The sequence below is a fragment of the Acinetobacter lwoffii genome (genome assembly GCF_024129685.1).
Classification (GTDB): Bacteria; Pseudomonadota; Gammaproteobacteria; order Pseudomonadales; family Moraxellaceae; genus Acinetobacter; species Acinetobacter lwoffii_X.
On the sequence record NZ_JAMXXL010000035.1, the window covers coordinates 1 to 26,911 of the forward strand.

Below are 26,911 nucleotides of genomic sequence, written 5' to 3' on the forward strand. Positions count from 1 at the left end.
GAGCTAAAAGACTCGGTTTGAGATTCAATCTAATTGCTGGAATTTATAACTTGGAGCTGAGTAAAAAATGATTTATGAAAGAGGTCTAATAAAAGCAGAATAAATCTGGCTATAGCGATCTATTCGCTATAGCTTTCACTTATAATTTTGCCATCATTCTTTTTCACCTTTTGGCCAATGATACCTTCACAGCAGTATCGGTTTTTACGTCACTCTTTGCGTGATGGACGTAGTATTAACCCGCAAGATTCATCTCGATGGACCAAGTTGCACCTTGATCCCTGGTTATTGTGCTTTCTAGTTCTCAATGCAATCCTGGGTTTAATGGTGGTGTATAGCGCGACATCCGAAGACTCTGGCATGGTGGTGCGTCAGGCGATCAGTTTTGGAATTGGTTTTGTGCTGCTGTTTATCTGTGCGCAGATTCCACCGAAAGTCTATCAGGCGATTAGTCCATACCTGTATGCCTTCGGGATCTTCATGCTGCTTCTGGTCTTTGTGATTGGTGAAAAACGTTTGGGTGCAACCCGCTGGATTACCTTGCCAGGGGTGGGAAGCATGCAACCGAGTGAGGTGATGAAATTTGCCATGCCTTTGATGATGGCATGGTATTTTGCACGTAAGCCATTTCCTCCCAAATTTTTGCATATTGTCGGGGCTTTGATTCTATTGGGCGTACCATTTGTTTTGGTGGCACTTCAGCCTGACTTGAACATTGGCTTGGTAATTCCTGGTATTTTTGTTCTATTTTTAAGTGGGATGTCGTGGCGTCTGATTGGTGGTGCAGCAGCGGCGGTAGCTGTGGCAGCTCCGGCTGCATGGATGTTCGTGCTACAAGAGTATCAAAAAAAACGTATTACCACGTTATTTGATCCGGAATCGGATGCCTTGGGTGCAGGCTGGAATATCATCCAGTCCAAAATTGCGATTGGTTCAGGTGGTTCCACGGGCAAAGGCTATACCGAAGGTACCCAATCACATTTAGGTTATCTGCCTGAACATCATACTGACTTTATTATGTCGACTTATGCCGAAGAATTCGGTTTTATCGGCGTTTTCCTGCTGTTTAGTTTATTCACTGCCATTATTATTCGCTGTCTGATGATTGGTTTAAACAGCTTTCATAACTTTGGCCGTTTATATGCTGGAGCCATGGGACTGACTTTCTTCTTCTTTGTATTTTTAAACTCAGGCATGGTGAGCGGGATTTTACCTGTAACTGGAGATCCATTACCGCTCATGAGTTATGGTGGAACGGCAGTGATTTCCATGCTGGCCGGGATGGGCATTGTGATGTCGATTCATACTCATCGATAAGTCATTCTAAAAGTCGGACTGGTTCCGGCTTTTTATATACTTAAAATAAGTTGTTTTAAAAATCCTGTTTTGGCCAGAAGAAAAAAGAAGAATATTTTAGAATTCGTATGAAATTAAAAAGCCCTCAAATGAGGGCTTTTTAATTTCATACTTTAACTGAGAAACCAGGTGTAATAACCCCAGATCATTAAAGGCCATGCTAGGAAAGGGCTAAACAACCATTTCCAGAACCAGTGGCGCGGCATAAAGCCCACACCATGGACAAAGCCTCCAGAAATACCAATCATGATATACATCATGGCACTATGGCTATATTCACCGTTGGCATCCAGCATTGCAGAAGGATGAACCAATAACACGGCTGCGAGAGGAAAAGCCAGGAGGCAGGAAATCATCATCGCAAATTTGTTTGGTTTCTTGTCTACAACGGTTTTCTCAAGCGCAGCTTCGGTCATGTTTTATTCCTCATCTAGGTCTTGGTGTTGTTCCATGTAAATGGCAGCAATCACACTGGCAAAACATGCCATCAGTACACCCAGAATCCAAGCAAAATACCACATAGTTGTCTCTCCTTAAGACACAGCCCTTAGTACAGGCTGTGTGAATTATCTTCAATGTGTTTGTTGGTAATCACGCCCCACATCTTGTAATAACACCAAGTGGTATAGATCAGGATCAGTGGAACAAAGATACAGGCAGCAACGGTCATAACGGTTAAGGTATTTTTACTAGATACCGCATCCCACATGGTCAGACTTGCAACCGGGTTAATGCTTGAAGGCATCAGGAAAGGGAATAGGGCGAAACCAGCAGTCAGAATTGCACCGATAACTGCCAGAGATGAACCCAGGAAGCTCAAGCCTGCTTTATTTTTACCTGCTGCCAGTACAATGATCAAACCGCCCAAAATGCCGGCAATAGGCGCTGCCATCGTGATTGGATAAGTCGAGTAGTTATTCATCCAGCCTGGATTGGCATTGGTCAGCACTTCTTTGGCGAGCGGGTTGGCAACACCATTGGTATCAAAAGGTGTAACCAGTGTATAACCTTGAATACCACCAAAGTACAGCCAAGCGCCTGCAGCCAGGAAGGTAACCAGATAAACCAGACCCATGATTTGTGTTGCTTTGGCAGAACGTTGGCGTAGGTCACCATCAGTACGCAGCATTAACCATGCACCACCATGTGCACACAGCATCGATAAGCTGACCAGACCACACACAATAGCAAACGGATTCAGTAGTGCAAAGAAGCTGCCAGTATAAGTAGAACGTACAGTTTCATCTAGAGTAAATGGCACACCCAGGAACATGTTACCGAATGCCACACCAAAGACCAATGCAGGAACTGCACCACCAATCGCTAGACCCCAATCCCATGAATTGCGCCATTTGGTATTTTCCAGTTTTGAGCGATAGTCAAAACCGACCGGACGCAGGAACAGGGCAAACAGGACCAGCAACAGGGCCCAGTACATGCCGGAGAAGGCAGTTGCATAGACCATTGGCCAGGCAGCGAATAACGCACCGCCGGCAGTAATAAACCAAACTTGGTTACCGTCCCAGTGCGGTGCAATAGTATTGATCGCTGCACGGCGCTCACTATCATTTTTGCCCACAAATGGCATGATCGCCATGGAGCCCATATCGAAGCCATCGGTGAGGGCAAAGCCAATCAGCAATACGCCGACCAGCACCCACCAAATGATTTTTAATAATTCATATTCGATCATGCTTGAGTCTCCCCATTTGCCTTCTCTGCAGCTGCAAGCTTTTCAAAATGGTATTTACCGGTATGCAGTGAGCTTGGGCCAAGACGTGAGAACTTGATCATCAGATACATTTCAATAATCAGTAACACGGTATAGAACGCTGCCAATGCCAAGATTGAACCCCAGACATCACCTGTGCTTAAGCTTGATGCTGAAAGATGCGTCGGTAATACTTCACCAATAGTCCAAGGTTGACGACCTACTTCTGCTACATACCAGCCGGTCTGCGCAGCAACCCAAGGTAAAGGCAGTGCAAATAATGCAAATTTCAATAACCATGGTTTGTTTTCAGCATTACGTTTGGCTACCGCAAAAGTTGCCAGTGCAAATAGAAGTAGCATCAGGAAGCCAGAAGCCACCATGGCACGGAAGGCCCAGAACAGGCTTGGTACGTGTGGAATAGTGTCTTTAGCAGCTGCTTTGATTTGCTCTTCAGAGGCATCAACGACATTTGGGGTGTATTTCTTCAGTAGCAGACCGTAACCGAGGTCTTTTTGGCTTTCTTCAAAAGCTGTTTTCAGTTCTGGAGACTGATCACCAGCACGTAATTTTTCCAGTTGTGAATATGCCACCATACCATTACGGATACGCGCTTCGTGCTGAACCAGCAGGTCCTTAATACCTGTGACTTGTTCAGTCGTAGAACGTGTAGCAATCAGACCCATCACATAAGGAATTTTCACTGCATAATCTGTAGTCATGGTTTCCTTATTTGGGATACCGAACAAAGTAAATGGTGCAGGTGCAGGGTGAGTATCCCATTCTGCTTCAATCGCTGCCAGTTTGGTTTTTTGTACATCACCCAGCTCATAACCTGATTCATCACCCAGTAAAATCACTGAAAGTGTAGAAGCAAGCCCGAAGATGGCTGCAATGGCAAAAGAACGGCGTGCAAAAGGCAGGTCACGTTTTTTCAGCATGTAGTAACTTGAAATAGCCAGTACGAAGATGGCACCTGTGACATAACCCGCAGATACGGTATGCACAAATTTAACCTGAGCGACCGGGTTAAAGATCAGTGCAGCAAAGTCCATCATTTCCATACGCATGGTTTCATAGTTAAATGCTGAACCGACCGGGTTTTGCATCCAGCCATTGGCGACCAGAATCCAGAGTGCGGACATGTTCGAGCCTAAAGCTACCAGCCAGGTCACTGCCAGATGTTGTACTTTGGACAGGCGATCCCAACCAAAGAAGAACAAGCCAATAAAGGTCGATTCAAGGAAGAAGGCCATCAAACCTTCAATCGCCAGCGGTGCACCGAAAATATCACCGACATAATGCGAGTAATAAGCCCAGTTGGTTCCGAACTGGAACTCCATGGTCAGGCCGGTGGTTACCCCTAAGGCAAAGTTAATACCAAACAGTTTTCCCCAGAACTTGGTCATGTCTTTATAGATTTCTTTGCCGGAAATCACATAGGTGGTTTCCATAATGGCAAGCAGAAATGCTAGACCTAGCGTCAGTGGAACAAAAATAAAGTGATACATCGCGGTCATGGCGAACTGGAACCGCGAGAGATCGACCACGCTTTCAGAAATCATCAACGTGTCTCCTGGATTTGGGAAGGATTGCCGGCGATACGCTCGGCGACTTGGTTATCAAAATTTTTAGGAATCGTAGGCGCATCAAACCAGATATTTTTAATTATCATGAGTAAAATAACCTTGATAATTAAAATGGCGGTTATTTCTCTAACCACTCTCTGGTTTAGATTTTTAGGAACTAAGCTCATTCGACTAAGCCTGTTATATGACTTGTTGTATATTATTAATCTATTGTAACTAAAAAATAAATAGATGATACAGTTTAAATAAATATATATTTATAAATACTTGAAAGTAATAAATATATATTTATTCAAGTTAAAATTTATTCTAAATATTTTTTATTATTTTATGTAATTTTATTGGTTTTTAAATCCAACTAAAATGCTTATATTTATATATTTTAATGTAGATTATTTTGGTTGGAATAATATTCTCCTATTTTTAAATCTGATTAAAATGCTTGGTTTTAAAATAAAGAATAAAATTAATCAAACTAAATTGGTTGGTTTTATAAGGGTTGAATATCAGTGTCACAATCTTTCTCATCTTATTTATTTTGATAAAAAACACACCAAAAAAAGAACATGCTGGAGGCATGTTCTTTTTAAGCTTTGTGAGGGAGGCTCGACTTAGAAGTCGTAACGCATGCCTAGAGAAAGACCTAGGCTGTCTTCACCGCGTACGCCACCTACAGTATTGGTACGACCTTGTGCCCAAGGGGTAAGGTTTGAGTTTTCATCATTTAGTACAGTTGCTATGTTGCCATAAATGCGGACTGTTGGATCTAAACGGTGCTCAAGTCCGATTGCCAGTAAAGTTGCATTTGCATCGTCCGCATCGACATCGCGGTGGAATACTTCACCACGGAATGAGGTTTTTGGTGCAAATTTATATTCACCGGCTACACCAAATACTTGTGCATCTGGGTTTGCTTCAGAATTATCGTGTTGAAGGAATTGGTATAAACCACCCAAGTTGAATTCAGGTGTGATTTTGTAAGCACCAGCAATACGGAAACCATCGCGTTCGCCACGACCTGCATCTTCTTCATAATGTTCATAGGCAGCAGCAAAATCAACTTTGCCTTCTTTATAGGTTAAAGCGAGATCGTATGCTTTATCATCGCGATTATCTTTATTGGTAGTAGTTGTGGTTCCCGGTACGACTACTGTTACTGGACCATTCACAGTTTCAATTACAGCAGTTTTTGGTGAAGACGTTGACACGCTATCAGGGCTATTACCTTCGTGTAAAGAAAGTGCTGCTAAAACATTAAAGCCGCCGCCAAACTTAGGTGATTTATATTCAATGGTATTGTTATTACGTTCATCAAAACGCAAGTTGCCAGCACGTGTGACGTTACGAACATCACCGACCATATCACCAAAGAAGTTGACCGGGCCACGTGCTACTTTGAATGGGCTGTCAAAACGGCCGATACGCGCTTGACCGAAATCACCTTTTAAACCAACAAAAGTATCGCGAGTTGCAAATTCAACATCATCGTTTGCAGAACCACTTGCAAAGTTAATTTCCTGTTCGATTTGACCAAATACGGTCATACCATTTTCTAGTTTTTGTTCAGCTTTAAAGCCTAGGCGTGAAGAGTTTGAAGAAAGACCTACTTCGTTATAATCCTGGCCATCATCCAGATAATCTAAAGAAACGTGTGCACGACCATACACTTTAACATCAGCCGCGGCTGCCATCACTGGTGTTAAAATTGTTGCCCCGATTGCTAATGCAGATAACGTTTTTTTCATGTGTTGCTCCAATAAAGACTTTTTTATTCATCGTCTTAAAAACAAGTTTCAGTATTGTTTTGAAACATCTACTGCTCTATTGGTGCCAAGTATTCATTACAAATAAGTCAATATGATTAAGGAAATATTTCAGAAATATTAAAGACAATCATTGTCTTATTTTTTATAGGATTATGAGTGGGATTAGCAGGATTAATACAAATGCAGCTAAGTTCGGTGTTTGCTGCAAAACCTAAAAATAGGCTAGGTGACTTTTACTGATATTTGAGTGGTTTAATCAAGAGTGAAATACATTAGACATAAAAAATGGAGCCGAGGCTCCATTTTTAGGTATTAAGAATAGCTTAAAGGGCAGCTTTAATTTTCTCAGCCAGCGCTTTAATTTTTTCCTGGTCGCCCATTTGTGCTGCATGTTTGCCCAGATTGTGCAAAGAGGTAGGAACCAGATGGAAATGTACGTGTGGTACGGTCTGACCCGCTGCGGCCCCTGATAATTGCATCAGCACGATACCGTCCACACCTAAACCTTTTTCAATGGCTTTTGCAACTTTCTGTACGATCTGAATCGTATAGGCTGCAGCTTCAGGGGGTAGATCCAGTAAAGTGATCGCCGGAGTTTTCGGAACCACGAGAGTATGACCTTCTGCCTGAGGCATGATGTCCATAAATGCAAGAACCTGGTCATCTTCATACACTTTTATCGCAGGAAGTTCACCGCGTAGAATTCGTGCAAAAATATTCTGATCATCATAAGTCATAAGTATATTCCTTGAGCGTCATTAAACTGAATTATTTACAGTTCAATTCTTTCTGACGATCTTTGATCGCGTCAAGACGTTGTTGCTCTTTTTCCGAGAATTTTGGCTTGGTTGTATAGCAATTGTCATTACCAAACTTGGCTTTTGCTTCAGGATCTTTGAAACAGAAACCTTTAGACGCATAAATCACGTCATGATCATTTTTTAATTTTTTGCACTCTTGTTCAGATGCAAGAACCGATGTTGAAGCCCCGAACAAAGTTGCAAAGCCGATCAATGCTGCAACAGAAAATTTCTTCATGAGAGTTTCCTCTGGGTTATCCACTATATGTGCCTGCCTACTAGTCACAATATGAGGTTTCGTTATCATTATTCAATGGCGAGATATTACTCGATGGTAATATTACTCCATGATTCATACATTTTCACAGCACTGGAAAAATCACTGTTTTTATCCGACAGATCGCTGGCCGCTTGAATCAGATTCTGGGTCAACGAGAGCACAGGCGCAGAAATTTTGGCTTCACGCGCAAGGTCGATTGCAATGCCTGTATCTTTGGCCAAGAGTGGCAGGGCAAAGGTTACAGGAAAACTGCGGTTTAAAATACGCTGCGGCAAAACGGTTTCAGTCACCATGCTTTTACCACTTGAAGCATTAATACAATCCAGCGCTTCATGCAAGTTTACCCCATGCGCTTTCAGTGTAGTAAAGCCTTCTGCGACGGCACACAGGTTTACAGCCATTAACATATTATTTACGGCCTTCACTGCAAAACCTGCGCCAGATTCACCCACATGCTTGATCAGCTTGCCAAAAGCCTGCATCGCAGGAAGGGCTTGTTCATAGCCCTCTGCATTACCGCCCACCATCACAGTTAACGTGCCATTTTCAGCGCCAATGGTTTGACCGCTGACCGGTGCATCCAGAAAGATTACCCCATGTTCAGCCAGTTGTACTGCCAGTTTTTGGGCAGAATCCGGTACACCACTGGTGCAGTCGACCCAGACTGAACCGGATTTAAGCGGTAAATTTTCCAGAAGTCGTTCAACGTCAGCGCTAGTTGGCAAGCATGAAAAAATCACATCTGCCTGTACGGCCTGTTCCAGTGTGACGGCTTGGGTGCCATATTCAGCAGCATGTTGCTCTGCTTTGTTAAAGCTGCGGTTCCAGACATAGACCGTATCAAACTGCTTGGGTAAATGTGCTGCCATACGAAAACCCATTGCACCTAGGCCGATAAATGCCACTGACTGAATCATGCTGTACCCTCTGAATATGTTTAAAGCTATTTAATATTTTTTCTGGTGCGGGGAATCTACACTAAACATCAAGACGTGTAGAGCGCTGCACCAGCCAGGTCGTCATTTTGGGCCAGAATGTATTTGCCGTTTTCTGGTTCGACATTAGTCCAAGATGACCACCCGGTATAAGAGTAAACGTCTTATCCTGGCTACTTGTCAATTCCATCAAAGGCTTAGCTGACTGTTCTGTGACAATCTGGTCGGTTTGACCTGCACCTACCAATAGGGAGCAGCTGATATTTTTAAGATCAACAATACGACCATCTAAAGTGATAGAACCGTATTTTAAAGGATTTTGCAGCCATAAATGCAGAACCATGTCCTGATTAATCCCGCCCGGATAATCGATCATCTTGTTCAGGAAATTCCCCATGGTGGCATGTTCATAGACATCTTCGACATGATCCAGATTCAGCAAAAACTGCTTCTGGCTTTTTAGCCAGCCAATCGGATCAAGTAATTTAAAGCCCAAGGCATTTACAATACCCGGCGTATGAATATATTGCTTCGGGATCAATCCTTGATGAATGGCCTGTTGCAAATTCTTATTTTTAGAAATCAGTTTATTGGTCGTAGAAAAAAGTTTGCCGACACGTCCTGACGCATAACTGTCGATAGGACTGCCCACCACGATCAGATTCTTGACATGTTCAGGCGAATGCAGGGCTGTATAGAGCGTGACAAACACCCCAGCCATACTCCAGCCGTGTAAGGAAATGAACTGACTGCCTGAATGCTTGCAGATGGTTTCAATGGATTGAGGAATGGCTGCATCGATAAAAGATAAAAAATTCAGGTGACGGTGCTTAAAGTTAAAGCGTTTCCATTCCACCAGATAGACATCAAAACCGCTATGCTGAAAATGCCTGACCAGAGAGCGATAAGGATACAGATCATAGATATCCATATTAATGGCTAACGGTGCGATGAAAACCAGAGGCTCCTTATATTTTTTCTCAGGTGAAGCGTAATAACGAATCTTGCAAAACTCGGTGCCGGCAATATATTCAAAAGGGGTTTTTTGCGACAGGATCAGTGAGGAGGCATTAAACACCCGGGTACTAAGGTGTTTCAATTTTTTTTGCTGGCGCTGAAAGTTTTGTTTTAACTGAATCATGTAAATAAAATATCCGTATCCGCGGGAGGATTGATCGAAGTCTAAGCAATAATCGCTTATTATGCCTTGACCTGAAATAGCTTAGGCGCTCAAAATGTTGGCAAATTTTTACAAAAGGCAGCCCGAGGGCTGAGGTAAAGCGATGAGCCAGCAAGACGATATTTCTTACCAATTAGAAACTTTAGCCATTCGTACCGGCCATACCCGCACTTTTGAAGGTGAGCATGGCGAACCGATTTTTCTAACATCGTCCTTTGTTTATGAAAATGCTGCAGAAGCCGCAGCCAAATTCTCAGGCCAGGAACCGGGCAATATCTATTCTCGCTTTACCAATCCGACCGTTGCCATGTTTGAAAAGCGTCTGGCTGCACTTGAAGGTGCAGAGCGCGCCGTCGCCACCAGTTCGGGTATGGCAGCTATTATGGCAGTGATGATGGCTTTTTTAAAAGCGGGTGATCATGTGATTTGTTCACGTGCAGTCTTCGGTTCTACGGTTTCCATGTTTGAAAAATATGTCGCAAAATTTGGCGTCAGCGTTGATTTCGTCGATTTGACTGATCTTGATGCATGGAAAAATGCCATCAAGCCTGAAACAAAAATTCTCTTTGTTGAATCGCCATCGAATCCTTTAGCAGAAGTAGCTAATATACAGGGACTCGCCGATATTGCGCATGCTAATGATGCTTTACTGGCGATTGATAACAGCTTCTGTACACCGGTGTTACAACAACCACTCAAATTTGGTGCAGACCTAGTGGTGTATTCTGCGACTAAATATCTGGATGGCCAAGGCCGCGCCTTGGGTGGTGCTGTCGTAGGTAATCATAAGCTGCTTGAAGAAATTTTTGGCTATGTGCGTACCACTGGTCCTTCAATGAGCCCATTCAATGCCTGGGTCTTCCTGAAAGGCTTGGAGACACTACGTTTGCGTATGCGTGAACATTCAGCAAGTGCACAGCAACTGGCTGAATTTTTGAATCAGCATCCAAAAGTGGAAAAAGTATATTATGCGGGCCTGCCTGAGCATGTCGGTCATGAACTGGCAGCAAAACAGCAGAGCGGTTTTGGCGGTATTGTGTCTTTTGAAGTGAAAGGTGGCCGTGAGGAAGCATGGACTGTCATTGACAATACCCAGTTTATCTCGATTACCGGTAATCTGGGCGATGTGAAATCGACCATTACCCATCCTGCAACCACGACACACGGTAAATTGTCGCCTGAAGCCAAAGAAGCTGCTGGTATTCGCGAAGGTTTGATTCGCGTATCTGTTGGCTTGGAAGAGATTGGTGATATTATCCAGGATATTAGTCGCGGTTTAGACCTGATTTAATTTTATAAATTCATGTTCGGAGATATTTATGAACATTAACATGTTGATGCAGCAAGCTCAGCGCATGCAGAAAGAAGTTGAAAACAACGTAAAAAAAGCCAAAGAAGAGCTTGCGCAGACTGAAGTGCATGCCGAGGCGGGTGGCGGTCTGGTGAAAGTGACCATGACTTGCCGTAACGTGGTGAAGCGTATCGAAATCAATCCTGAATTACTTCAGGATGATCCAGATATGATCGAAGACCTGATTGCAGCGGCAATGAATGATGCAGCACGTCAGGCAGAAGTGGTATCTGACGAAAGAATGAAAGCAGCGAACTCAGGCATGGGTTTACCGCCTGGTCTTGCAGGTATGTTCTAAGGAAGAATGCGCAATGTTTAGTGATCGTTTTGATCAACTCGTTCAAGCATTACGCATTTTGCCAAGCGTTGGGCCAAAATCGGCTCAACGTATGGCATTGCATATGATCATGAAAAATCGTGAGGGTGCTATTGGTCTGGCACATGCGCTGACTGAGGCAACCAATCACATTCATGAATGTTCAGTCTGTCATTCTCTGACCGAAGACGAAGTCTGCAATATTTGCAGCTCTCTGGATCGTGATGATGAACTGCTCTGTGTAGTGGAATCACCTGCAGATGTCATGGCGATTGAGCAAAGTGGTAGTTTCAGAGGTAAATATCATGTATTGGGCGGACATTTATCGCCACTGGATGGTATTGGTCCCGAAGAAATCGGTATTCCGTACTTATTGCATCGTTTGGCCAATGGTCAGGTGAAAGAAGTGATTCTGGCAACCAATGCCACGGTAGAAGGTCAGGCTACGGCGCATTATCTGGTTGAGGCCAGTAAGCATTTGCCGATCCAGATGACCCGAATTGCCCAGGGCGTACCACAAGGTGGTGAGCTGGAATATGTCGATAGCCATACCTTGAGTCAGGCAGTACATAACCGGATGCGCATGAAGTAAGCTGAGCTTAAATATCTTGTTAGTTTTAATATAAAAAAGATATTAATTAGAATATAAAACCTGATAAGTAAGCGCCATTTTTTGGGAAATAGGGCAGAATTGACCTTATTTTTTATACAAAAATTCTATAGATCAGTTAATATGGATCTATCGAGAATCTAATCTTAGACTCAGTTCTATGTTTCAATTTATTCAACATCAAAACGACTTAACTCATGTACTGAAGCTGATGGATCAGAATTCAGTGTATGGGCTGGATACCGAGTTTATCAAGGTTGATACCTTATGGCCTAAGCTGGGTGTTTTTCAGATTAACGTAGACAACAAGGTCTATTTGTTGGATGGAACCACGCTGGATCTGACTGAGTTCCTTAATAAAATTTTTAACGCACAGCAGAATATTTTTCATGCCTGTAGTGAAGATATCGATCTGATTTATCACTATACCCAGAAGAAATCGCTGAGTAATGTGTTTGATACCCAGGTCGGCATGTCATTTTTGGGGCATGGTCTGCAAGTCAGCTATCAAAATGCGCTGAAGCAGATGTTGGAAGTCGATATCGAAAAAGACCAGACCCGTTCTGACTGGCTGGCGCGTCCACTCAGTTCCGAACAGTTGCTCTATGCTGCCAATGATGTGCATTATCTGGTGCAACTGTCAGAGAAAATTAAACAGGATCTAGATTCGAAAGATCTGCTGGATTTTGCCTTGCAAGATTGCCGGTTTCTGACTCAGGAAATTGGCGAAGATACCCCAACTGCCTTGTTGTATCAGGATGTCGGAAATTACCGGCATTCACGCCGTCAGCTGATGCAATTGCAGCAATTAATGGTTTGGCGTGATCAGATTGCCAAAGCACTGAATCAGCCACGCAGTTTCATTTTGAAAAATGCCAGCATGATTGATCTGGTGGAAAAATTCCCGCGCAATAATTTCCAGCTGAGTCATGTGAAAGACATTCGTTCGAATGTGGTTCGTGAGCATGGCAAAACCATTTTAGATTTATTGAAATTCCTGCCGGAGCCGGCAAATTGGCCTTTACGTCTGGCACGTCCAATTCGCCATTCTTCCAAAGATATTGGCGAAAAAATTGATTCAATTATTCAACATGTGGTCAATGAAACCTCGATTCCCAAAGAAGTGCTGATGCGCAAGAAATGGTTGAATGCACTGTATCAGCATGTAGTTTTTCACAAGGATGAACAGGATCTGCCGGATTATCTGCTTGGGTGGCGCTATGAGTTATTGACTCAGCCCCTGATTCAGGTATTGCATCAGGACGAATCTTATCTGTCTACCCAGATGAAAGTCAGCGAGTGATTAGCTACAGAATTGGTTAAAGAAAAAGCAATTATACAAAATCACGACTGATGCATGAGATGTGGCTAATGTTTCTGTCTTTTTTTTGATGTATCCTTGCGGTTGTTTTTCCAGAAAAGTCGTTTGAAATATGCAAGTGTCTATCTACAAATCCAGTAAAAAAAGTGAAATGTATCTGTATGTGGCGCGTCCTGCGAATGAAAGCGAAGCTGAAACATTCGAACCTTTAAGCGTATTGACTGAAGCAGTACAGGCAGCATTTGGACGTGCGACTTTTGTCATGCATCTTGAATTAAGCGAATCACGTAAACTGGCACGTGCCAATGTCTTGCATGTCATGGATTCTATTGAAACCCGCGGTTTCTTCCTGCAAATGCCACCAGAAGGCTTGATTGATCCAAATGCGGTCGCACCAGAAGGTTTACGCGGTGCTTAATGTTAATTCAGGAGTTGTGAAATGAATGGTTATGTGGCTGTATTAGACTCAATTCCTGAACAGAGCATTGCCGTAGCAGTTTATTTGCTCGGCAGCCTGATTGCTTTATGGTGCTGGTATGGCGTAACCAAACGTCTACCTAAACCTATGGGCGGTTTTTTGTGGATTGTGGCCTTTGCCATTCTGTTGACACCGACGGTATCTGAGGGGGCGAATGCTTCTATTGCACCTGCGATCTTCGGTCTGTTATTTGGGGTGTTGACCAAAGAGCAATCCCTGGTTTGGATTAATGCGTCACTTATTTTATTTGTCATTGGGATCGGATCTGTGATTGGCTATTGCTGGTCGACTTATGTGTCGAACAAAAGCAATATTCGTGTTCACGAGAAAAGTTCACCGCTGTAAGTAAAAAATAAGGTTCAATCATGTCTGCTGATATTCAACAATTTTCAGGTACCGATCAGTACATCGCGACTGACAGTTTAAAACTTGCGGTGAAAGCTGCACGCAGTTTGCAAAAACCGTTGCTGGTCAAAGGGGAGCCGGGTACAGGTAAGACTTTACTGGCCGAGCAAGTTGCAGAAAGTCTGGGTTTGGAACTGATCACCTGGCACATCAAGTCTACTACCAAAGCACAGCAAGGTCTGTATGAATATGATGCAGTATCGCGCTTGCGCGATAGCCAGTTGGGTGATGACCGTGTCTATGACATCAAGAACTACATCAAGCCGGGCAAATTGTGGGAAGCATTTACCAGTGAAGAGCGCTGTGTCCTGTTGATTGATGAAATTGATAAGGCAGACATCGAGTTTCCAAATGACTTGCTGCATGAACTCGATAAAATGTCGTTCTATGTGTACGAGACTGGCGAGACCATTACGGCAACTCAGCGCCCAATCGTGATCATTACCTCAAATAATGAAAAAGAATTGCCAGATGCTTTCCTGCGTCGTTGCTTCTTCCATTACATCGAATTCCCGGATGAAGCCACCATGCGTGAAATCATCGATGTGCATTTTGCCAATATCTCGACCACATTGGTCAATGAGGCTTTGCAAGTCTTCTTTAAATTACGTCAGATTCCGGGTTTAAAAAAACCACCTTCAACTTCTGAACTGATCGACTGGCTCAGCCTGCTTATGGCTGACGACATGCCGGAAGATATTCTGCGCAATACTGATAAATCCAAAGCAATTCCGCCCCTGTACGGCGCATTAATCAAGAATGAGCAAGATGTGCAGTTGCTCGAACGTCTAGCATTTATGTCACGTCGTTAAGGGAGAAACACGCATGTTTGTGCGACTGTTTTATACCTTACGCAAATACGGCGTGCCGGTATCGACCCGCGAACTGATTGACCTCAATCAGGCAGTTGCCGCAGGACTGGTCTTTGCCGATCAGGACGAGTTCTATCAGCTGGCCAAAACTGTAATGGTCAAAGACGAGCGCTATTTCGACAAGTTCGATCGCGCCATGAAAGACTATTTTGATGATATCGCGACCTTTGATCTGGATGAGCTGCTAAATCAGGTGCATAAGCTGCCCAGAGACTGGTTTGATCTGGAGTTGCTGGAAAAGCATTTGACCCCGGAGCAGCGCGAAGAGCTGAAAAAAGCCGGATCGCTGGAAGAACTGATGAAAATGCTAGAAGAGCGTCTGCGCGAACAGCATAAAAAACATCAGGGCGGCAACAAGATGATTGGTACCGGTGGCACTTCACCCTTTGGTGCCTATGGCGATCATCCTGAAGGTGTGCGTATTGGCGGGCCGGGGCGTAAGCGTTCTGCGGTGAAAGTGTGGGAGCAGCGTCAATACCGCAATCTGGATGATGAACAGATTTTAGGTAGCCGCCAGATGCAGATGGCATTGCGCCGTCTACGAAAATTTGCCCGTCAGGGTGCAGCCGAAGAGCTGGATATTGACGGGACAATTCGTGAAACTGCCAAGCAGGGGATTCTGGATGTGCAATTGGTGCCGGAGCGTCGTAACCGCATCAAAGTACTGATGCTATTTGATGTTGGCGGTTCGATGGATGCGCATATTGCCCAGTGTGAAAAGCTGTTTAGTGCTGCGAAAACCGAATTCAAGACCCTGGAATATTTCTATTTTCATAACTGTCTGTATGACTATGTCTGGAAAGACAATGTCCGTCGTTCCAGTTCACGCATGAATACCTGGGATTTATTTAATACCTATGGCCGTGATTACCGGGTGATTGTGGTGGGTGATGCCAGTATGGCACCTTATGAATTGACCTCGGTCGGTGGTTCGGTTGAATATATGAATGATGAGGCTGGGCAAGTCTGGTTGCAGCGTCTACGTCAGCATTTTGATAAAACCGCTTGGCTGAATCCTGAAGAAGAAAAATACTGGCATTACACCCATACTATTGGTCTGATCCAGCAAATATTTGAAAATCATATGTTTCCAATGACATTAAAAGGCATTGAAGACATGACTAAATATCTGGCGCGTTAATTCCATTTATCTATAAGTGACTTTAGTTAGAGTTATTAGTGATTTAAAACAAATTATTCTAGTATAAAGTCACTCATTATCTTTTATTTAAAATCTCGGGCATGATTATGGCTCATCAAATTAATGGTATTGCGTTACCAAATGAAGAGGGTTTTTTTGGTCAATATGGCGGTCAGTTTATTTCACCCGATCTGAAACAGCCCATGGATGATATTAATGTGGCCTATCAGGAAATTCGTCAGACTGAAGAGTTTCAGAATGAATTGAAAGACCTGTTTGCCCATTATGTCGGTCGCCCAAGTCCTTTATTTCATGCCAAACGTCTTTCTGAACAGCTTGGCGGGGCGCAGATTTATCTGAAACGTGAAGACCTGAACCATACCGGCGCGCACAAGATCAATCATTGTCTGGGTGAAGCTTTACTGGCCAAATATATGGGTAAAACCAAAGTCATCGCAGAAACCGGTGCAGGACAGCATGGTGTTGCACTAGCAACAGCATGTGCCTTGGTGGGTATTCCGTGTGAAATTCATATGGGGCAGGTAGATATCGAAAAAGAACATCCAAATGTCGTGAAAATGAAAATTCTGGGTGCCAAACTGATTTCTGTGACGCGCGGTACAGCTACCCTCAAAGATGCAGTGGACAGTGCTTTTGAAGAATATTTGAAAGATCCGAAAAATTACATCTATGCTATCGGTTCGGTGGTTGGACCGCACCCATTCCCGATGATGGTTCGTGACTTCCAGTCGATTATTGGCGATGAAATTAAAGTTCAGGCCAATGAACGTTTTGGTGCAAATCCTGATTATGTTGTTGCCTGTGTTGGTGGTGGTTCTAATGCAGTAGGCGCATTCACTGCATTTTTAAATGAACCCGATGTGAAACTGGTTGGCGTTGAGCCGGCAGGTCAGGGTTTAGATACCGATATGCATTCAGCTACTTTGACCTTAGGTAAACCGAGCCAGTTACATGGGATGGCCTGTTATGTGCTAGAAGATGAGCAGGGTGAACCTTTGCCAGTGCATTCAATTGCTTCTGGTCTGGATTATCCGGGTGTGGGTCCGCAGCATAGCTTGTTGAAAGATTTGGGTCGGGTGGAGTACACCACTGCGACCGATCAGGAATGTCTAGATGCATTCATGACCCTTTCACGTGTAGAAGGAATTGTTCCTGCACTAGAAAGTTCGCATGCGGTGGCTTGGGCCATTCGTGAAGCGGGTAAATTGCCAAAAGATACCAAAATTGTGGTGAACTTATCGGGTCGTGGTGATAAAGACTCAGATTACGTCGCAGAAAAATTAGGTCTAAACTGATTTTATTCAGAATGTTCATATAAAAAAATCCCGATACACGTACCGGGATTTTTTATGCATCAGATATAAAACTTTATCTTGGTGTCACTTAAGTGATCTTCAAATGCCTTAGAGAAAGCTAGATGATGTTTTAACCTGAGATATATTGCTGTAACTGTTCAATCAATTTACGTTGGTCATCCATGGCGGCCTTGACCAAATCCCCAATTGAAATCAGACCGATCAGTTTTTCATGTTCGACCACGGGTAAGTGGCGTAGGTGGCGTTCAGTCATCAGAGATAAACAGTCTTCTACGCTAGTAGCTGTATTTACGGTAATCACTTTAGAGGTCATGATCTCATTAACAGTGGTGTCGAATGAGGTTCTTTGCATCAGCGCGATTTTACGAGTGTAATCCCGCTCTGACAAAATCCCCACCACGTTGTCTTCATGGGTTACCACAAGCGCCCCGATTCCTTTATCCGCCATCAAGGTGATGGCCTCTAAAACGGTAGAATCTGGACGGATGGTATAAATAGCTTGATGCATTTTTTCACTGAGCACCTGTGCCACATTGGTCATGCTTAATCATCCTTATTGGTCAATTTATTATTAATCCTAGAGTATGTATTCAACCTGAACATCTCTAAGTGTTTAGGTTTTAGTCTTTATAAATAGCATGTTATTTAAGCAATGTGCAGTCTTTGTTGCGAAAAAAACAGATGACGCATCTGTGCAGCAGTCAGTTTGAGTTTGGTTCCATTGGTGTTGAACAGCGCTGGCGTAACATTCAGTCGCGACAGGGTCGGCAATAATGCATTTTCAAAATCTTCAGAATTGATTTTACGTGGAATGTAATCCGGCCAATGTTGCTGGGCATAATTTTTAGCATCCAGCGGATTGAGCCAGAATGGGAAGATACAGTCTTCCTGGTCACGCATCATCGCCCAGCCTTGGTGATATGCGCCCCATAGCTCGCCACAATTCATCAAAGATTTAAGCATCGTGATCTTTAACAGAAAGTTTTTGCAGATCGGATCAAATTGAATAATTTTTCGTGGTTTCATTAGAATAAAGTGCTATTGGAGTTCAGGCTCTATTCTAGGAACTTTATATGAAATTACTGTTTCAGCTTTGCAAGGATTCGTAAGAAAATATGTATTGATTGCTATTTATTGAAAAAAGGGCTGAAAAAAACGCCACCTAGGTGACGTTTCTTTATGCTTGCATGGTGGCCATGTTTTGCCAGTACTGGGCTTTGAGTGAATCTCGTTCTACACGGAAACCTTGATAATAAAGTTCTGCTAAAAAAAGCGCTGCTTTACCATGGCCAGCACGAGCGGCTTCTTCAAGCTGTTTTACTGCATCAGCAAAGTTCATTTGCGATTGAATGGTATTCACGGCATCTGCGTACAGATGTTCCAGATCGTGTTGAGAGATTTGTTGTATCATATAAAAACTCCTTAATTTTAATTATGATTACAGGATAGACTATTTAGTCTAAATACAAATATAAATTAGTATTGTTAAACTAATATTACAAAATAATGGAAAAGTCAACTATTCGATTTTATTTGTTTACTTCAGTTATAGTTTAACTGATTAAACTATACACAATTATAAATATTATTAAGCTACATTGTAAATGGATAGCAAACAATAAGGAGAAGGCCATGATGACAAGAACTTTAGATGGTGTGAAATTTGATATGCCTCCGACTGCAGGTCAAATTATGGAACTTGCCGATTTGCATCGTAAAAAACTAGATCAAGCTATATTCAGTAAATATACCCATCTAGGCGATTATGGGCTGGCACAACGTAAAGAAGTCTACGACTTTACCCGGGCGCTGGACGAAAACCAGCGTGAGCAGTTTTATAAACTCTATAATGGTGAGCTGATCCGCATTGCAGATGAGGATCGCTTACATCCGCCTGAAGCAGAAGCCGGTTTAAGTAAATTTGCAATTGCACTGGTATTACTTGTTGTTGCATTGGTGCTGTATTCAACAATTATTACTAGAATAATGAATTAATGCCCAAAATAGCAGGATTCAGCTCTTGTGAATATTCAGTGCGCTGACTTGAACTTATGTAACTGCGACCATACACTACCTCTAACCTGAGGTAGTGTATGTTTATAGATACAGAAAAACTAAGCCAATTTTTCAGCAGAATCAAACTGGAACAGATTTATAACAGTGTGGTTATTTTTATTATTGCGGTCATTCTACTTTTAGCCGCATTTGCTTTATATCGTCCGCTTAGCCTTTCCCAAGTCACCCAGATTCAACAACTGTCTAAACAGCAAAACCTTCCCCAAACCCAAGATATGGCACTCGCCTTGTTAGAGCAGCAGCATATCCGTCGTGGGCAGTACCTTAAATTGATGCAGGCTTATCAGCAGGAATCGCTTCGGGCACGTCAGCTTCCGCCGGTCTCTGTGGAGATGCCTTAGGCATAGGATTTGTTGGTAGGTAATAATTGGCATCCCTTAAATTCTGTTCCAAACGCATTTTCAAAGCATTTTGATCCAGTTCTTTATTGACAACGACCAGGGTTAAGCGATCAGGATGAAAATGCTTGCGCACTGCATTTTGTACATCTGCCGCTGTGATTTTAGCCAAGCGTTCTGGATAACTGGATAAATAATCAGTTTGCTCACTATAAAAACCCATATTGCCTAGCTGGGCATTAATGGTGGCATTACTGCTGTAATTATTAGGAAAAGCACGTAACATGCCTGCTTTGGTTTCTTCCAGACGCTGAGTATCAATAGGTTGACTGACAAAGTTGATAAATGCTTGATGTGCGACCTGAATGCTATCTAGCAGTTGATCCTGACGCGTGGAATACTTAAAGCTGAATACGCCCGGTGCCTGACTAAAGCTCAACGAACTATAAGCGCCATAAGTAAAACCACGTTTCACCCGCAGTTCCTGCATCAATACCGCATTAAATCCGCTACCGCCAAACATGCGATTGGCGACCTCTAAAGCCAGTTTATCTTCAGTAAAGCGAGTTGGGCCTAAATGCCCAAAGGTGACATGCGCCTGAGACGAGTTATAGGGTAGATGTACCACTTCAAAACCAGATTGAGTTTCAGGTTGTGGCAATCGCACTGCTTTTTGCCCTTGGGGTAAATTACCGGCAATGCGTTCAGACAGTTCCAGTGCCTGTTTCGGGCTGAGTTTTCCAGTAATGGAAATATTCATATTTTGCGCCACCAAAAACTGATCACGAAATTTTTTCAATAATTCTGCGTTAATTTTCTTGGTACTGCCTTGGGTACCGCTGATTGGTTCTGCATAAGGGTGTTGACCATATAGGGCACGATAAAAACGGATATCCATGAGTCGGCTTGGATTTTCCTGCAGCTGTTTTTGTCCCACTTGGGTATTGCTTAAAGCCAGATTAATGCTGGATGGTTTAAATGATGCATTCTTGAGAACCTCCATCAGCATGCCCAATGCGGGTTCCAGTTTTTCCGGGTCTGAAAGCGTACGCAGACGAACCACAAACATATCCCGATAGGCTTGTACGCTGAATTGTGCTCCGGTTTGGTCAAAAACTTCCGCCACCTGATTGGCGCTATATTTGTCGGTTCCTTCACGCATCAACTTGGCTGCCATATTGGATAGGCCATATAGACCTTTGGTAATTTCCTGATCACGAGCCGAACCGGCATTAAAGGTCAGCTGGATATCTACCATGGGAAGATCCTGCGTTTCAACGAACAGTGTACGTACCTTATAGCGATTGTTCAGGTCATGAATATAAGGCGCCTGAAATTCTCGTTGCTGATTAATATTTTTTAAACTTTGCAGTAAAGGGATAGACTGTAACTGACTGGGGTTGTCATTTTGGTCAGGTTGAGGGTTAAGATAGTTTTCTGCATGGGTAGCCGAGCTAAGACTTAAAGTTGAAATAAGCAAAAATGGACGAAGCTGAAGCATTATAATCCCCGTTGCTGGGTGTTTTGTTCGGGTGAGAGATAAAGCGTGCTGAGATTCTCACGCACAAAATAGGCGTTGGCGACGCGCTGGATATCCTGAACACTGACACTTTCAAAGTGTTTCGGTAATTCATCCATCAGGCGATAACTCAAGCCATTGACCTCTAGATTTCCAATCATTTTGGCTTGTCCGGCAATATCATCCTGGCTATAGATCAAATTGGAAATAAAGCGGGTACTGATACGATCCACTTCCTGTTGGGTCATCGCTGTAGTTTTAAGTAAATCCACTTCATCCTGAATTGCTTGTTGTGCTTCTTGCAAAGAGATGCCCGGCGCAGGTAAGGCAGAAATACCAAACAGGCTGTCGCCGCGATTATAGGGATCATAAGAAACGCTGACAGAGGTCAGAATTTTACGATCACGTACCAATCGGTCTTGCAGGCGCGAAGAAATGCCACTGTCCAAAAGACTGCGAATAATGGTTAAGGCATAAGCATCTTGGGGGTTTTTGGCAGTGCCAAGGGATTTTACATTCCAGGTCATGTACAGATTGGGCACCTGAATATTGCTATTGATTTCCATATGGCGATAACCCAAACGCTCAAACTCCAGTACGTCATTGCGTGCTGGGGTTGGACGTGCGGGAATGTCAGCAAAATATTTTTGTACCTGAGCCAAAGCAGCTTCAGATTCTACATTCCCCACAATCACCAGAATGGCATTATTCGGACTGTACCAATCCCGGTACCATTTTTTGACATCATTCAACTGAATATTATTCAGAGTTTTCATGTGTCCAATCACCGGCTGGCGATAATGACTGGTCGGATAACTGACCCATTTAAACCGTTCAAAGGCTTGCGCCCGCGGATTGTCATCGGTACGCTGGCGCCGTTCTTCCATGACGACTTTAATTTCTGGCTCGAAGTCCTGCTGCCGCAATAATAAATTGCTCATGCGGTCAGATTCAAGTTCCAGCGCCATAGGGAAATAGGCCTTAGGATAGAGCTGATAATAATTGGTGTAATTGGTAAAGGTGGCGGCGTTGATGCTACCGCCATAAATCCGGCTCAGACGGGTAAATTCGTCATTTGGAACTTTATGCGTACCTTTGAACATCATGTGTTCAAGTGCATGCGAGACCCCCAGAATATTGCCAGATTCATCACTGCTGCCGACTTTGTACCAGATCTGGGTCATCACCATGGGCGCACGATGGTCTTCCCGAATAATGACTTTTAATCCATTACTTAAAGTGGTTTCAAAAGTGGTGCGTGATAATTCACTGCGAGTCTGGGCTTGGGCCTGATTAATACTTAATCCCAGCAATAAGGCACCAAGTGGATAAAGTGTTTGTTTAATCATTCTGGAAAAAGAGGAGACAGTCAAAAAGGTGGCGGACACTAGATCTCCCAAAAATAGGCATTTGTATTTAGGGTTATTTTTAATAAATGCGGAGATGAAAGCAACCAAGAGCTGTAGCTTTTTGGTATGTTTGTCCAGCATTTGCATTGCTAGCTGCAAAGCAGGCAAGTTATGGTAGAATCTGGGTTTTTAACGCAATGCTTTTCAAGGATTCGGCATGCAACAGCAATCTAATGGGCAAAACAAATTTTTGATTGATGCTGATATCGGAGATGATGATGTCACATTACCGAGCTTACCTGCGGTCAATGTGCCTATCGTAGAAACGCCAAGCGAAGCAGCTGTAGTTTCTGCACCTGTCGTAACAGAAACTGAAAATGAAGATTCTGCGGCGAAAGGTGGCTTCTTTAGCCGTATGAAAGAGGGTTTAACCAAAACTCGTAAAAACCTTGCCGATGGGATGGTCAATATCCTGATCGGTGGTAAAGAAATTGATGATGAATTATTAGAAGAAGTCGAAGAGCAGCTGCTGGTGGCCGATATTGGTGTGGAAGCCACCAAGACCATCATTGCTAACCTGACCGAGCGTACCGAACGTGGTGACTTGATCTACTCGCATTCACTGTATAAGGCGCTTCAGGAAGAACTGGTGGCTTTATTGGCACCCCGGGTAAAACCGCTGCATATTGATCCGAATAAATCGCCTTATGTGATTTTAGTGGTCGGTGTAAATGGTGTAGGTAAAACCACCACGATTGGCAAACTGGCCAAACGTCTGCAAGGTGAAGGCAAGACTGTCATGCTGGCGGCAGGTGATACTTTCCGTGCAGCTGCAACGGAGCAGCTACAGATCTGGGGTGAGCGTAATAATATTGCGGTCGTGGCTCAAGGCAATGGTGCAGACTCGGCTTCAGTCATTTTCGATGCTTTTGAAAGTGCGCGTGCCAAAGGCGTAGATGTATTAATTGCTGATACAGCTGGTCGTTTGCATAACAAAGGTCATTTGATGCAAGAGTTGACCAAAGTAAAACGTGTCATGCAGAAAATTGATGCGACTGCACCACATGAAGTGATGTTGGTTGTCGATGCCGGAACAGGTCAGAATGCCATTAACCAGGTAGAAATGTTTGATGAGGCGGTAGGCCTAACCGGTTTGACCATTACCAAGCTCGATGGGACTGCCAAAGGTGGCGTACTGTTTAATATTGCCAGTCGTACTCATGTGCCGATTCGCTTTATTGGTGTGGGTGAGAAAATTGATGACTTGCGTCCTTTCTCTGCCAAATCTTTTGTTGCTGCATTGTTTGAAACTGAAAATAAATAATGCGTGATAATTCACACAAACTCCGCTAAGTGCGGAGTTTGTTGTTTTTGAGGGGTTTGAATGCTTTAAAAATCAGCTAGAAAATATGAACTAGATCTATCTACCGTAATAAAGCCATTATACTTGTATGGGATTATTCGAGCTGTTTTAGCTGGGTTTTGTGGGGGGAAGAAATGGCATTGCTAAATAAAATTGGTCAGGTATTAACAAGTGATATAACCAAGGACTTTAAATTTTCGAAAAAAAACAAACCTGATGATGATTTGAAACTGACTTTTGTTGATCAGTTGAAAAAGTGCCGTAGTATTTATGAACTTGGCAAGCGGGTACATTATAGTCAGGCGTATCTGAGTGAAATGCTTCAGGCAGCAGTCCGCAGCTGTCCTTCAGCTTATGATTCTCAAACTACGCGCATTGTGGTGTTATTTGCAGATTCTCATCATCAATTCTGGGAAATTGTGAAACAGGTACAGCGTCAGCATATGCCGGCATCTATTTACGAAGGAATGGAAATCAAGTTGAATCAATGTGCTGCTGCCTATGGCACGGTTTTGTTTTATGAAGATCAAGCCGTGACTCAACAATTACAAAAGAAAATGCCATTAAATAGTGAAGATTTTCCAGCATGGTCGGAACAAACTTCCGGTATGGCGCAATTTGCTGTGTGGACGACGCTGGCAGATTCTGGTTTGGGAGCATCCTTGCAACATTATAATCCACTGATTGATGAAAGGGTTGCAGAGCATTTTCAGATTGAAAAGAACTGGTTATTACGCGCACAACTTTGCTTTGGGTCAATTGAACAAACAGTAGAAGCAAAATTACAAAAACCGGATCAGCATCGTTTCAAAGTATTTAATTAAAAGTTTATAGAACACTTTATATGTGACAGCATGGAAGCTGCGGATAAAATCAGATACAAATACGCTACCCAGATCTAAATCTGATTGTTCTATAAATAAAACACATTGTTATCGAAATGCACCTGTCTTGGGTGTTTAAAGCACGTAATATGACTTTATCGATTTTCAAATAATCAAAATATACAGAGGTGGGTTCATGGCATTTTTAGATCAGATTAAACAACGCCGTAGCATTTATTCAATTGGAAAAAATGTAGATCTGGATCAAGCAGAAATTGAGAAAATCATTAAAGATGCGGTGAAGCACAGTCCGTCATCTTTTAACTCGCAAACCTCGCGTGTGGTGATTTTATTTGGTCAATCACATGATACCTTCTGGCATATTGTACGTGAAACTTTACGTGACCTTGTTTCAGCAGATGCATTTGAATCAACCAATAGCAAGATCAATGCTTTTGCAGCAGGTTATGGAACCGCTCTGTTTTATGAAGATCAGAACGTAGTGAAGTCGATGCAGGAGCAGTTTGCACTCTATGCCGATAACTTCCCGGTCTGGTCTGAGCATTCTTCCGCTATTGCACAGTTTGCAACCTGGACCGCTTTGGCAGAAAAAAATATTGGTGCTTCATTACAGCACTATAATCCAATTATTGATGAGGAAGTCGCACAAACTTTCGAGATTCCATCTCACTGGAAACTTCGTGCTCAACTGGTATTTGGGTCAATTGAAGCACCTGCAGGTGAAAAAACCTTTATGGATGATGCAGAGCGCTTTAAGACCTTTGCATAAATAGTTTTAGATTAAAAAGAAGCATGTTGATGCTTCTTTTTTTATGTCTTAGAGTTGTATTTGAATATGATGGGGTATATTTAGCCAAATAAATGCTAAGAACACAGGCTGTATCGCTCCAGCCTTTGTCATAAGATTGTCATTTAGATGCGGCATAGTGCGGCTAATTTTTAATAAACAACCAAAAATGAGTAAAGGATATGGATTTACGTATTGCGGCAACTGCAGCAGTGTTTCTGTTTAGCACATCAGTTTTTTCGGCAGTAACCGTCACAGTACCTGAAGAAATAAAAATTGTTGCCGTAAATGATCAGGAAGTGAATTCAGGTCTATTACGTTCTAATCAGACTTATAGCTTGGATGCAGGTGTAAATGCGATCAGCGTACGTTATAACGAATTTTTCCAGCATTCAGACAATTCACATGACATTTTAAAGTCAGGTGTGGTTACGGTAAAAACACCAAGCCTTAAAGATGGCGAAACTTATCGTTTAGCACTCATTCAGGCGCCTAAAGATTTTGATGCAGCGCAAAAATATAAAGATCAGCCCATTATTGGTCTATATGATGCAAAAAATCAGCTCTTAGTCCAGCAGACGGGCGCTAAAGATGCAGCGAAACCATGGTTTGGAAATCGTGTGTTGAATAAAAAAGTGGATATGACAACTCAAGCTGCGACAGCAGTTAATCAACCGGCAGCTATATATACTCAGTCAGCAGAACAGAATGATCAGCAGCTGATTCAATTATGGCAGAAGGCTTCTAAAGCTGAGCGTCAAAAATTTATGACTTGGCTCGCTGAGCAGGCAAATTAAAATATTTTGATGAAGAATCAAAAAGATCACTATAAAGGTGATCTTTTTTTATGAGATGAGGGCTAGAAAATTAACATTTGCTTAAAATTTTCATGTGGAATTAGCTAGAAAAGCGCAAAAAAAGTGTTAAAAATAGCCTTTCAGATTAAAAAATAAACGTATGAATGGTTTTTTTGAATATTTTAAAGAAAAGCCCTTGCGCTCGTTTTGAAACTGTATAGAATACGCAGCACAGCAACGCAATGCATGAAACGAAACGTTAAGTGATTGGGTTGGAGCTTAAAGCTGACGAGGTTTTAAGAAGATCATTAAGAGATTATGAAGAACAACTTGTGTGGATTTTTACTGGTTGATTGATCGAAATTATTTTCATTGATTGATGGTAGAAA

31 protein-coding genes are annotated in these 26,911 nt (G+C 42.8%); 16 read left to right on the plus strand and 15 right to left on the minus strand.

What is annotated here, in order from left to right:
- Positions 1 to 177 precede the first annotated feature (177 nt).
- The gene (gene rodA, locus NI464_RS13545) at positions 178 to 1,317 is read left to right on the plus strand and encodes a rod shape-determining protein RodA (RefSeq protein ID WP_004645269.1); all 1,140 of its coding nucleotides are present in this window, start codon (positions 178 to 180) and stop codon (positions 1,315 to 1,317) included.
- A 152-nt stretch (positions 1,318 to 1,469) separates the two neighbouring features.
- Here rodA and NI464_RS13550 read toward each other — a convergent pair whose 3' ends face one another.
- The 10 genes from NI464_RS13550 to NI464_RS13595 form a co-directional block, all read right to left on the minus strand.
- Complete coding sequence (locus tag NI464_RS13550) at positions 1,470 to 1,772, minus strand: cyd operon YbgE family protein (RefSeq protein WP_004278714.1); 303 nt, start codon at positions 1,770 to 1,772, stop codon at positions 1,470 to 1,472.
- 3 nt (positions 1,773 to 1,775) lie between these two features.
- On the minus strand, positions 1,776 to 1,877 hold the full coding sequence (cydX, locus tag NI464_RS13555) for a cytochrome bd-I oxidase subunit CydX (RefSeq protein ID WP_004278713.1): 102 nt from the start codon (positions 1,875 to 1,877) through the stop codon (positions 1,776 to 1,778).
- A 26-nt stretch (positions 1,878 to 1,903) separates the two neighbouring features.
- Positions 1,904 to 3,049 carry a cytochrome d ubiquinol oxidase subunit II gene (gene cydB / locus NI464_RS13560; RefSeq protein WP_004645267.1) on the minus strand — a complete coding sequence of 382 codons (1,146 nt, stop codon included), beginning with the start codon at positions 3,047 to 3,049 and terminating at the stop codon, positions 1,904 to 1,906.
- On the minus strand, positions 3,046 to 4,632 hold the full coding sequence (locus NI464_RS13565; protein WP_004645266.1) for a cytochrome ubiquinol oxidase subunit I: 1,587 nt from the start codon (positions 4,630 to 4,632) through the stop codon (positions 3,046 to 3,048). Before NI464_RS13565 ends, cydB begins: the two co-directional genes overlap by 4 nt.
- Complete coding sequence (gene cydP, locus NI464_RS13570) at positions 4,632 to 4,823, minus strand: cytochrome oxidase putative small subunit CydP (protein WP_004645265.1); 192 nt, start codon at positions 4,821 to 4,823, stop codon at positions 4,632 to 4,634. The genes NI464_RS13565 and cydP overlap by 1 nt, the downstream gene beginning before the upstream one ends.
- Before the next feature lie 444 nt (positions 4,824 to 5,267).
- Complete coding sequence (locus NI464_RS13575; RefSeq protein WP_253139064.1) at positions 5,268 to 6,401, minus strand: porin; 1,134 nt, start codon at positions 6,399 to 6,401, stop codon at positions 5,268 to 5,270.
- A gap of 344 nt (positions 6,402 to 6,745) precedes the next feature.
- Complete coding sequence (locus NI464_RS13580; RefSeq protein ID WP_004278705.1) at positions 6,746 to 7,159, minus strand: HIT family protein; 414 nt, start codon at positions 7,157 to 7,159, stop codon at positions 6,746 to 6,748.
- Between the two features lie 31 nt (positions 7,160 to 7,190).
- Positions 7,191 to 7,460 carry a YARHG domain-containing protein gene (locus NI464_RS13585; protein ID WP_004278704.1) on the minus strand — a complete coding sequence of 90 codons (270 nt, stop codon included), beginning with the start codon at positions 7,458 to 7,460 and terminating at the stop codon, positions 7,191 to 7,193.
- Positions 7,461 to 7,546: 86 nt separating this feature from the next.
- Positions 7,547 to 8,419, minus strand: coding sequence for an NAD(P)-dependent oxidoreductase (locus tag NI464_RS13590; RefSeq protein ID WP_005100067.1), 873 nt, complete (start codon positions 8,417 to 8,419; stop codon positions 7,547 to 7,549).
- 61 nt (positions 8,420 to 8,480) lie between these two features.
- The gene (locus NI464_RS13595; RefSeq protein ID WP_253139067.1) at positions 8,481 to 9,578 is read right to left on the minus strand and encodes an alpha/beta fold hydrolase; all 1,098 of its coding nucleotides are present in this window, start codon (positions 9,576 to 9,578) and stop codon (positions 8,481 to 8,483) included.
- Positions 9,579 to 9,720: 142 nt separating this feature from the next.
- Here NI464_RS13595 and NI464_RS13600 point away from each other — a divergent pair, with 142 nt between their 5' ends.
- The 9 genes from NI464_RS13600 (at position 9,721) to trpB (ending at position 17,427) form a co-directional block, all read left to right on the plus strand.
- Positions 9,721 to 10,908 (plus strand): O-succinylhomoserine sulfhydrylase, encoded by a 1,188-nt coding sequence (locus NI464_RS13600; RefSeq protein WP_253139070.1) that lies wholly within the window; start codon positions 9,721 to 9,723, stop codon positions 10,906 to 10,908.
- 28 nt (positions 10,909 to 10,936) lie between these two features.
- Positions 10,937 to 11,266 (plus strand): YbaB/EbfC family nucleoid-associated protein, encoded by a 330-nt coding sequence (locus tag NI464_RS13605; RefSeq protein ID WP_004278699.1) that lies wholly within the window; start codon positions 10,937 to 10,939, stop codon positions 11,264 to 11,266.
- Positions 11,267 to 11,279: 13 nt separating this feature from the next.
- On the plus strand, positions 11,280 to 11,876 hold the full coding sequence (recR, locus tag NI464_RS13610) for a recombination mediator RecR (RefSeq protein WP_005100074.1): 597 nt from the start codon (positions 11,280 to 11,282) through the stop codon (positions 11,874 to 11,876).
- Positions 11,877 to 12,054: 178 nt separating this feature from the next.
- The gene (locus NI464_RS13615; RefSeq protein ID WP_253139073.1) at positions 12,055 to 13,197 is read left to right on the plus strand and encodes a ribonuclease D; all 1,143 of its coding nucleotides are present in this window, start codon (positions 12,055 to 12,057) and stop codon (positions 13,195 to 13,197) included.
- A 130-nt stretch (positions 13,198 to 13,327) separates the two neighbouring features.
- The gene (locus NI464_RS13620; RefSeq protein WP_004278695.1) at positions 13,328 to 13,633 is read left to right on the plus strand and encodes a YcgL domain-containing protein; all 306 of its coding nucleotides are present in this window, start codon (positions 13,328 to 13,330) and stop codon (positions 13,631 to 13,633) included.
- Positions 13,634 to 13,654: 21 nt separating this feature from the next.
- Positions 13,655 to 14,038, plus strand: a complete 384-nt coding sequence (locus NI464_RS13625) for a hypothetical protein (protein ID WP_005106668.1) — start codon at positions 13,655 to 13,657, stop codon at positions 14,036 to 14,038.
- Between the two features lie 20 nt (positions 14,039 to 14,058).
- Positions 14,059 to 14,910, plus strand: coding sequence for an AAA family ATPase (locus tag NI464_RS13630; protein WP_005262763.1), 852 nt, complete (start codon positions 14,059 to 14,061; stop codon positions 14,908 to 14,910).
- A 13-nt stretch (positions 14,911 to 14,923) separates the two neighbouring features.
- Positions 14,924 to 16,111, plus strand: coding sequence for a vWA domain-containing protein (locus tag NI464_RS13635; RefSeq protein WP_253139077.1), 1,188 nt, complete (start codon positions 14,924 to 14,926; stop codon positions 16,109 to 16,111).
- Positions 16,112 to 16,218: 107 nt separating this feature from the next.
- A complete protein-coding gene (trpB, locus tag NI464_RS13640; RefSeq protein WP_253139080.1) occupies positions 16,219 to 17,427 on the plus strand; it encodes a tryptophan synthase subunit beta in 1,209 nt (402 codons plus the stop codon).
- A gap of 130 nt (positions 17,428 to 17,557) precedes the next feature.
- Here trpB and NI464_RS13645 read toward each other — a convergent pair whose 3' ends face one another.
- From NI464_RS13645 to NI464_RS13655, 3 genes are all read right to left on the minus strand, one after another.
- A complete protein-coding gene (locus NI464_RS13645; protein ID WP_004278688.1) occupies positions 17,558 to 17,989 on the minus strand; it encodes a CBS domain-containing protein in 432 nt (143 codons plus the stop codon).
- 104 nt (positions 17,990 to 18,093) lie between these two features.
- Complete coding sequence (locus NI464_RS13650; protein WP_004645256.1) at positions 18,094 to 18,474, minus strand: DUF2750 domain-containing protein; 381 nt, start codon at positions 18,472 to 18,474, stop codon at positions 18,094 to 18,096.
- A 151-nt stretch (positions 18,475 to 18,625) separates the two neighbouring features.
- Positions 18,626 to 18,859: an SEL1-like repeat protein gene (locus NI464_RS13655; RefSeq protein WP_253139083.1), complete on the minus strand. Its 234-nt coding sequence runs from the start codon at positions 18,857 to 18,859 to the stop codon at positions 18,626 to 18,628.
- 221 nt (positions 18,860 to 19,080) lie between these two features.
- Here NI464_RS13655 and NI464_RS13660 point away from each other — a divergent pair, with 221 nt between their 5' ends.
- Positions 19,081 to 19,443 (plus strand): hypothetical protein, encoded by a 363-nt coding sequence (locus tag NI464_RS13660; protein ID WP_253139086.1) that lies wholly within the window; start codon positions 19,081 to 19,083, stop codon positions 19,441 to 19,443.
- A gap of 98 nt (positions 19,444 to 19,541) precedes the next feature.
- A complete protein-coding gene (locus NI464_RS13665; protein WP_253139089.1) occupies positions 19,542 to 19,865 on the plus strand; it encodes a hypothetical protein in 324 nt (107 codons plus the stop codon).
- On the opposite strand, the gene NI464_RS13670 is transcribed toward NI464_RS13665, so the two are convergent.
- Together NI464_RS13670 and NI464_RS13675 are read right to left on the minus strand one after the other, a co-directional pair.
- A complete protein-coding gene (locus NI464_RS13670; RefSeq protein ID WP_253139092.1) occupies positions 19,789 to 21,363 on the minus strand; it encodes a M16 family metallopeptidase in 1,575 nt (524 codons plus the stop codon). The two genes, NI464_RS13665 and NI464_RS13670, sit on opposite strands and share 77 nt — an antisense overlap.
- The gene (locus tag NI464_RS13675; RefSeq protein ID WP_253139095.1) at positions 21,363 to 22,769 is read right to left on the minus strand and encodes a M16 family metallopeptidase; all 1,407 of its coding nucleotides are present in this window, start codon (positions 22,767 to 22,769) and stop codon (positions 21,363 to 21,365) included. The genes NI464_RS13670 and NI464_RS13675 overlap by 1 nt, the downstream gene beginning before the upstream one ends.
- A 178-nt stretch (positions 22,770 to 22,947) precedes the next feature.
- Here NI464_RS13675 and ftsY point away from each other — a divergent pair, with 178 nt between their 5' ends.
- The 4 genes from ftsY (at position 22,948) to NI464_RS13695 (ending at position 26,522) form a co-directional block, all read left to right on the plus strand.
- Complete coding sequence (gene ftsY, locus NI464_RS13680; protein WP_005097061.1) at positions 22,948 to 24,054, plus strand: signal recognition particle-docking protein FtsY; 1,107 nt, start codon at positions 22,948 to 22,950, stop codon at positions 24,052 to 24,054.
- Between the two features lie 173 nt (positions 24,055 to 24,227).
- A complete protein-coding gene (locus tag NI464_RS13685; RefSeq protein ID WP_253139097.1) occupies positions 24,228 to 24,917 on the plus strand; it encodes a nitroreductase family protein in 690 nt (229 codons plus the stop codon).
- A 196-nt stretch (positions 24,918 to 25,113) separates the two neighbouring features.
- A complete protein-coding gene (locus NI464_RS13690) occupies positions 25,114 to 25,707 on the plus strand; it encodes a nitroreductase family protein (protein WP_004731228.1) in 594 nt (197 codons plus the stop codon).
- A gap of 200 nt (positions 25,708 to 25,907) precedes the next feature.
- Entirely contained in the window at positions 25,908 to 26,522 is a 615-nt protein-coding gene (locus tag NI464_RS13695) for a DUF2057 family protein (RefSeq protein WP_253139100.1), read from the plus strand.
- Positions 26,523 to 26,911: the final 389 nt, after the last annotated feature.

Excerpts from the sequence above, each read along its gene's own strand:
- NI464_RS13550 (WP_004278714.1), bottom strand. The coding sequence starts at position 1,772 with ATGACCGAAGCTGCGCTTGAGAAAACCGTTGTAGACAAGAAACCAAAC.
- NI464_RS13615 (WP_253139073.1), top strand. The coding sequence starts at position 12,055 with ATGTTTCAATTTATTCAACATCAAAACGACTTAACTCATGTACTGAAG.
- NI464_RS13565 (WP_004645266.1), bottom strand. The coding sequence starts at position 4,632 with ATGATTTCTGAAAGCGTGGTCGATCTCTCGCGGTTCCAGTTCGCCATG.
- NI464_RS13575 (WP_253139064.1), bottom strand. The coding sequence starts at position 6,401 with ATGAAAAAAACGTTATCTGCATTAGCAATCGGGGCAACAATTTTAACA.
- NI464_RS13685 (WP_253139097.1), top strand. The coding sequence starts at position 24,228 with ATGGCATTGCTAAATAAAATTGGTCAGGTATTAACAAGTGATATAACC.
- NI464_RS13590 (WP_005100067.1), bottom strand. The coding sequence starts at position 8,419 with ATGATTCAGTCAGTGGCATTTATCGGCCTAGGTGCAATGGGTTTTCGT.
- NI464_RS13670 (WP_253139092.1), bottom strand. The coding sequence starts at position 21,363 with ATGCTTCAGCTTCGTCCATTTTTGCTTATTTCAACTTTAAGTCTTAGC.
- NI464_RS13595 (WP_253139067.1), bottom strand. The coding sequence starts at position 9,578 with ATGATTCAGTTAAAACAAAACTTTCAGCGCCAGCAAAAAAAATTGAAA.
- ftsY (WP_005097061.1), top strand. The coding sequence starts at position 22,948 with ATGCAACAGCAATCTAATGGGCAAAACAAATTTTTGATTGATGCTGAT.
- NI464_RS13650 (WP_004645256.1), bottom strand. The coding sequence starts at position 18,474 with ATGAAACCACGAAAAATTATTCAATTTGATCCGATCTGCAAAAACTTT.
- NI464_RS13645 (WP_004278688.1), bottom strand. The coding sequence starts at position 17,989 with ATGACCAATGTGGCACAGGTGCTCAGTGAAAAAATGCATCAAGCTATT.
- NI464_RS13580 (WP_004278705.1), bottom strand. The coding sequence starts at position 7,159 with ATGACTTATGATGATCAGAATATTTTTGCACGAATTCTACGCGGTGAA.
- cydP (WP_004645265.1), bottom strand. The coding sequence starts at position 4,823 with ATGAGCTTAGTTCCTAAAAATCTAAACCAGAGAGTGGTTAGAGAAATA.
- rodA (WP_004645269.1), top strand. The coding sequence starts at position 178 with ATGATACCTTCACAGCAGTATCGGTTTTTACGTCACTCTTTGCGTGAT.
- cydB (WP_004645267.1), bottom strand. The coding sequence starts at position 3,049 with ATGATCGAATATGAATTATTAAAAATCATTTGGTGGGTGCTGGTCGGC.
- cydX (WP_004278713.1), bottom strand. The coding sequence starts at position 1,877 with ATGTGGTATTTTGCTTGGATTCTGGGTGTACTGATGGCATGTTTTGCC.
- NI464_RS13660 (WP_253139086.1), top strand. The coding sequence starts at position 19,081 with ATGATGACAAGAACTTTAGATGGTGTGAAATTTGATATGCCTCCGACT.
- NI464_RS13665 (WP_253139089.1), top strand. The coding sequence starts at position 19,542 with ATGTTTATAGATACAGAAAAACTAAGCCAATTTTTCAGCAGAATCAAA.
- NI464_RS13600 (WP_253139070.1), top strand. The coding sequence starts at position 9,721 with ATGAGCCAGCAAGACGATATTTCTTACCAATTAGAAACTTTAGCCATT.
- NI464_RS13695 (WP_253139100.1), top strand. The coding sequence starts at position 25,908 with ATGGATTTACGTATTGCGGCAACTGCAGCAGTGTTTCTGTTTAGCACA.
- NI464_RS13630 (WP_005262763.1), top strand. The coding sequence starts at position 14,059 with ATGTCTGCTGATATTCAACAATTTTCAGGTACCGATCAGTACATCGCG.
- trpB (WP_253139080.1), top strand. The coding sequence starts at position 16,219 with ATGGCTCATCAAATTAATGGTATTGCGTTACCAAATGAAGAGGGTTTT.
- NI464_RS13655 (WP_253139083.1), bottom strand. The coding sequence starts at position 18,859 with ATGATACAACAAATCTCTCAACACGATCTGGAACATCTGTACGCAGAT.
- NI464_RS13605 (WP_004278699.1), top strand. The coding sequence starts at position 10,937 with ATGAACATTAACATGTTGATGCAGCAAGCTCAGCGCATGCAGAAAGAA.
- NI464_RS13585 (WP_004278704.1), bottom strand. The coding sequence starts at position 7,460 with ATGAAGAAATTTTCTGTTGCAGCATTGATCGGCTTTGCAACTTTGTTC.
- NI464_RS13690 (WP_004731228.1), top strand. The coding sequence starts at position 25,114 with ATGGCATTTTTAGATCAGATTAAACAACGCCGTAGCATTTATTCAATT.
- NI464_RS13620 (WP_004278695.1), top strand. The coding sequence starts at position 13,328 with ATGCAAGTGTCTATCTACAAATCCAGTAAAAAAAGTGAAATGTATCTG.
- NI464_RS13635 (WP_253139077.1), top strand. The coding sequence starts at position 14,924 with ATGTTTGTGCGACTGTTTTATACCTTACGCAAATACGGCGTGCCGGTA.
- NI464_RS13625 (WP_005106668.1), top strand. The coding sequence starts at position 13,655 with ATGAATGGTTATGTGGCTGTATTAGACTCAATTCCTGAACAGAGCATT.
- recR (WP_005100074.1), top strand. The coding sequence starts at position 11,280 with ATGTTTAGTGATCGTTTTGATCAACTCGTTCAAGCATTACGCATTTTG.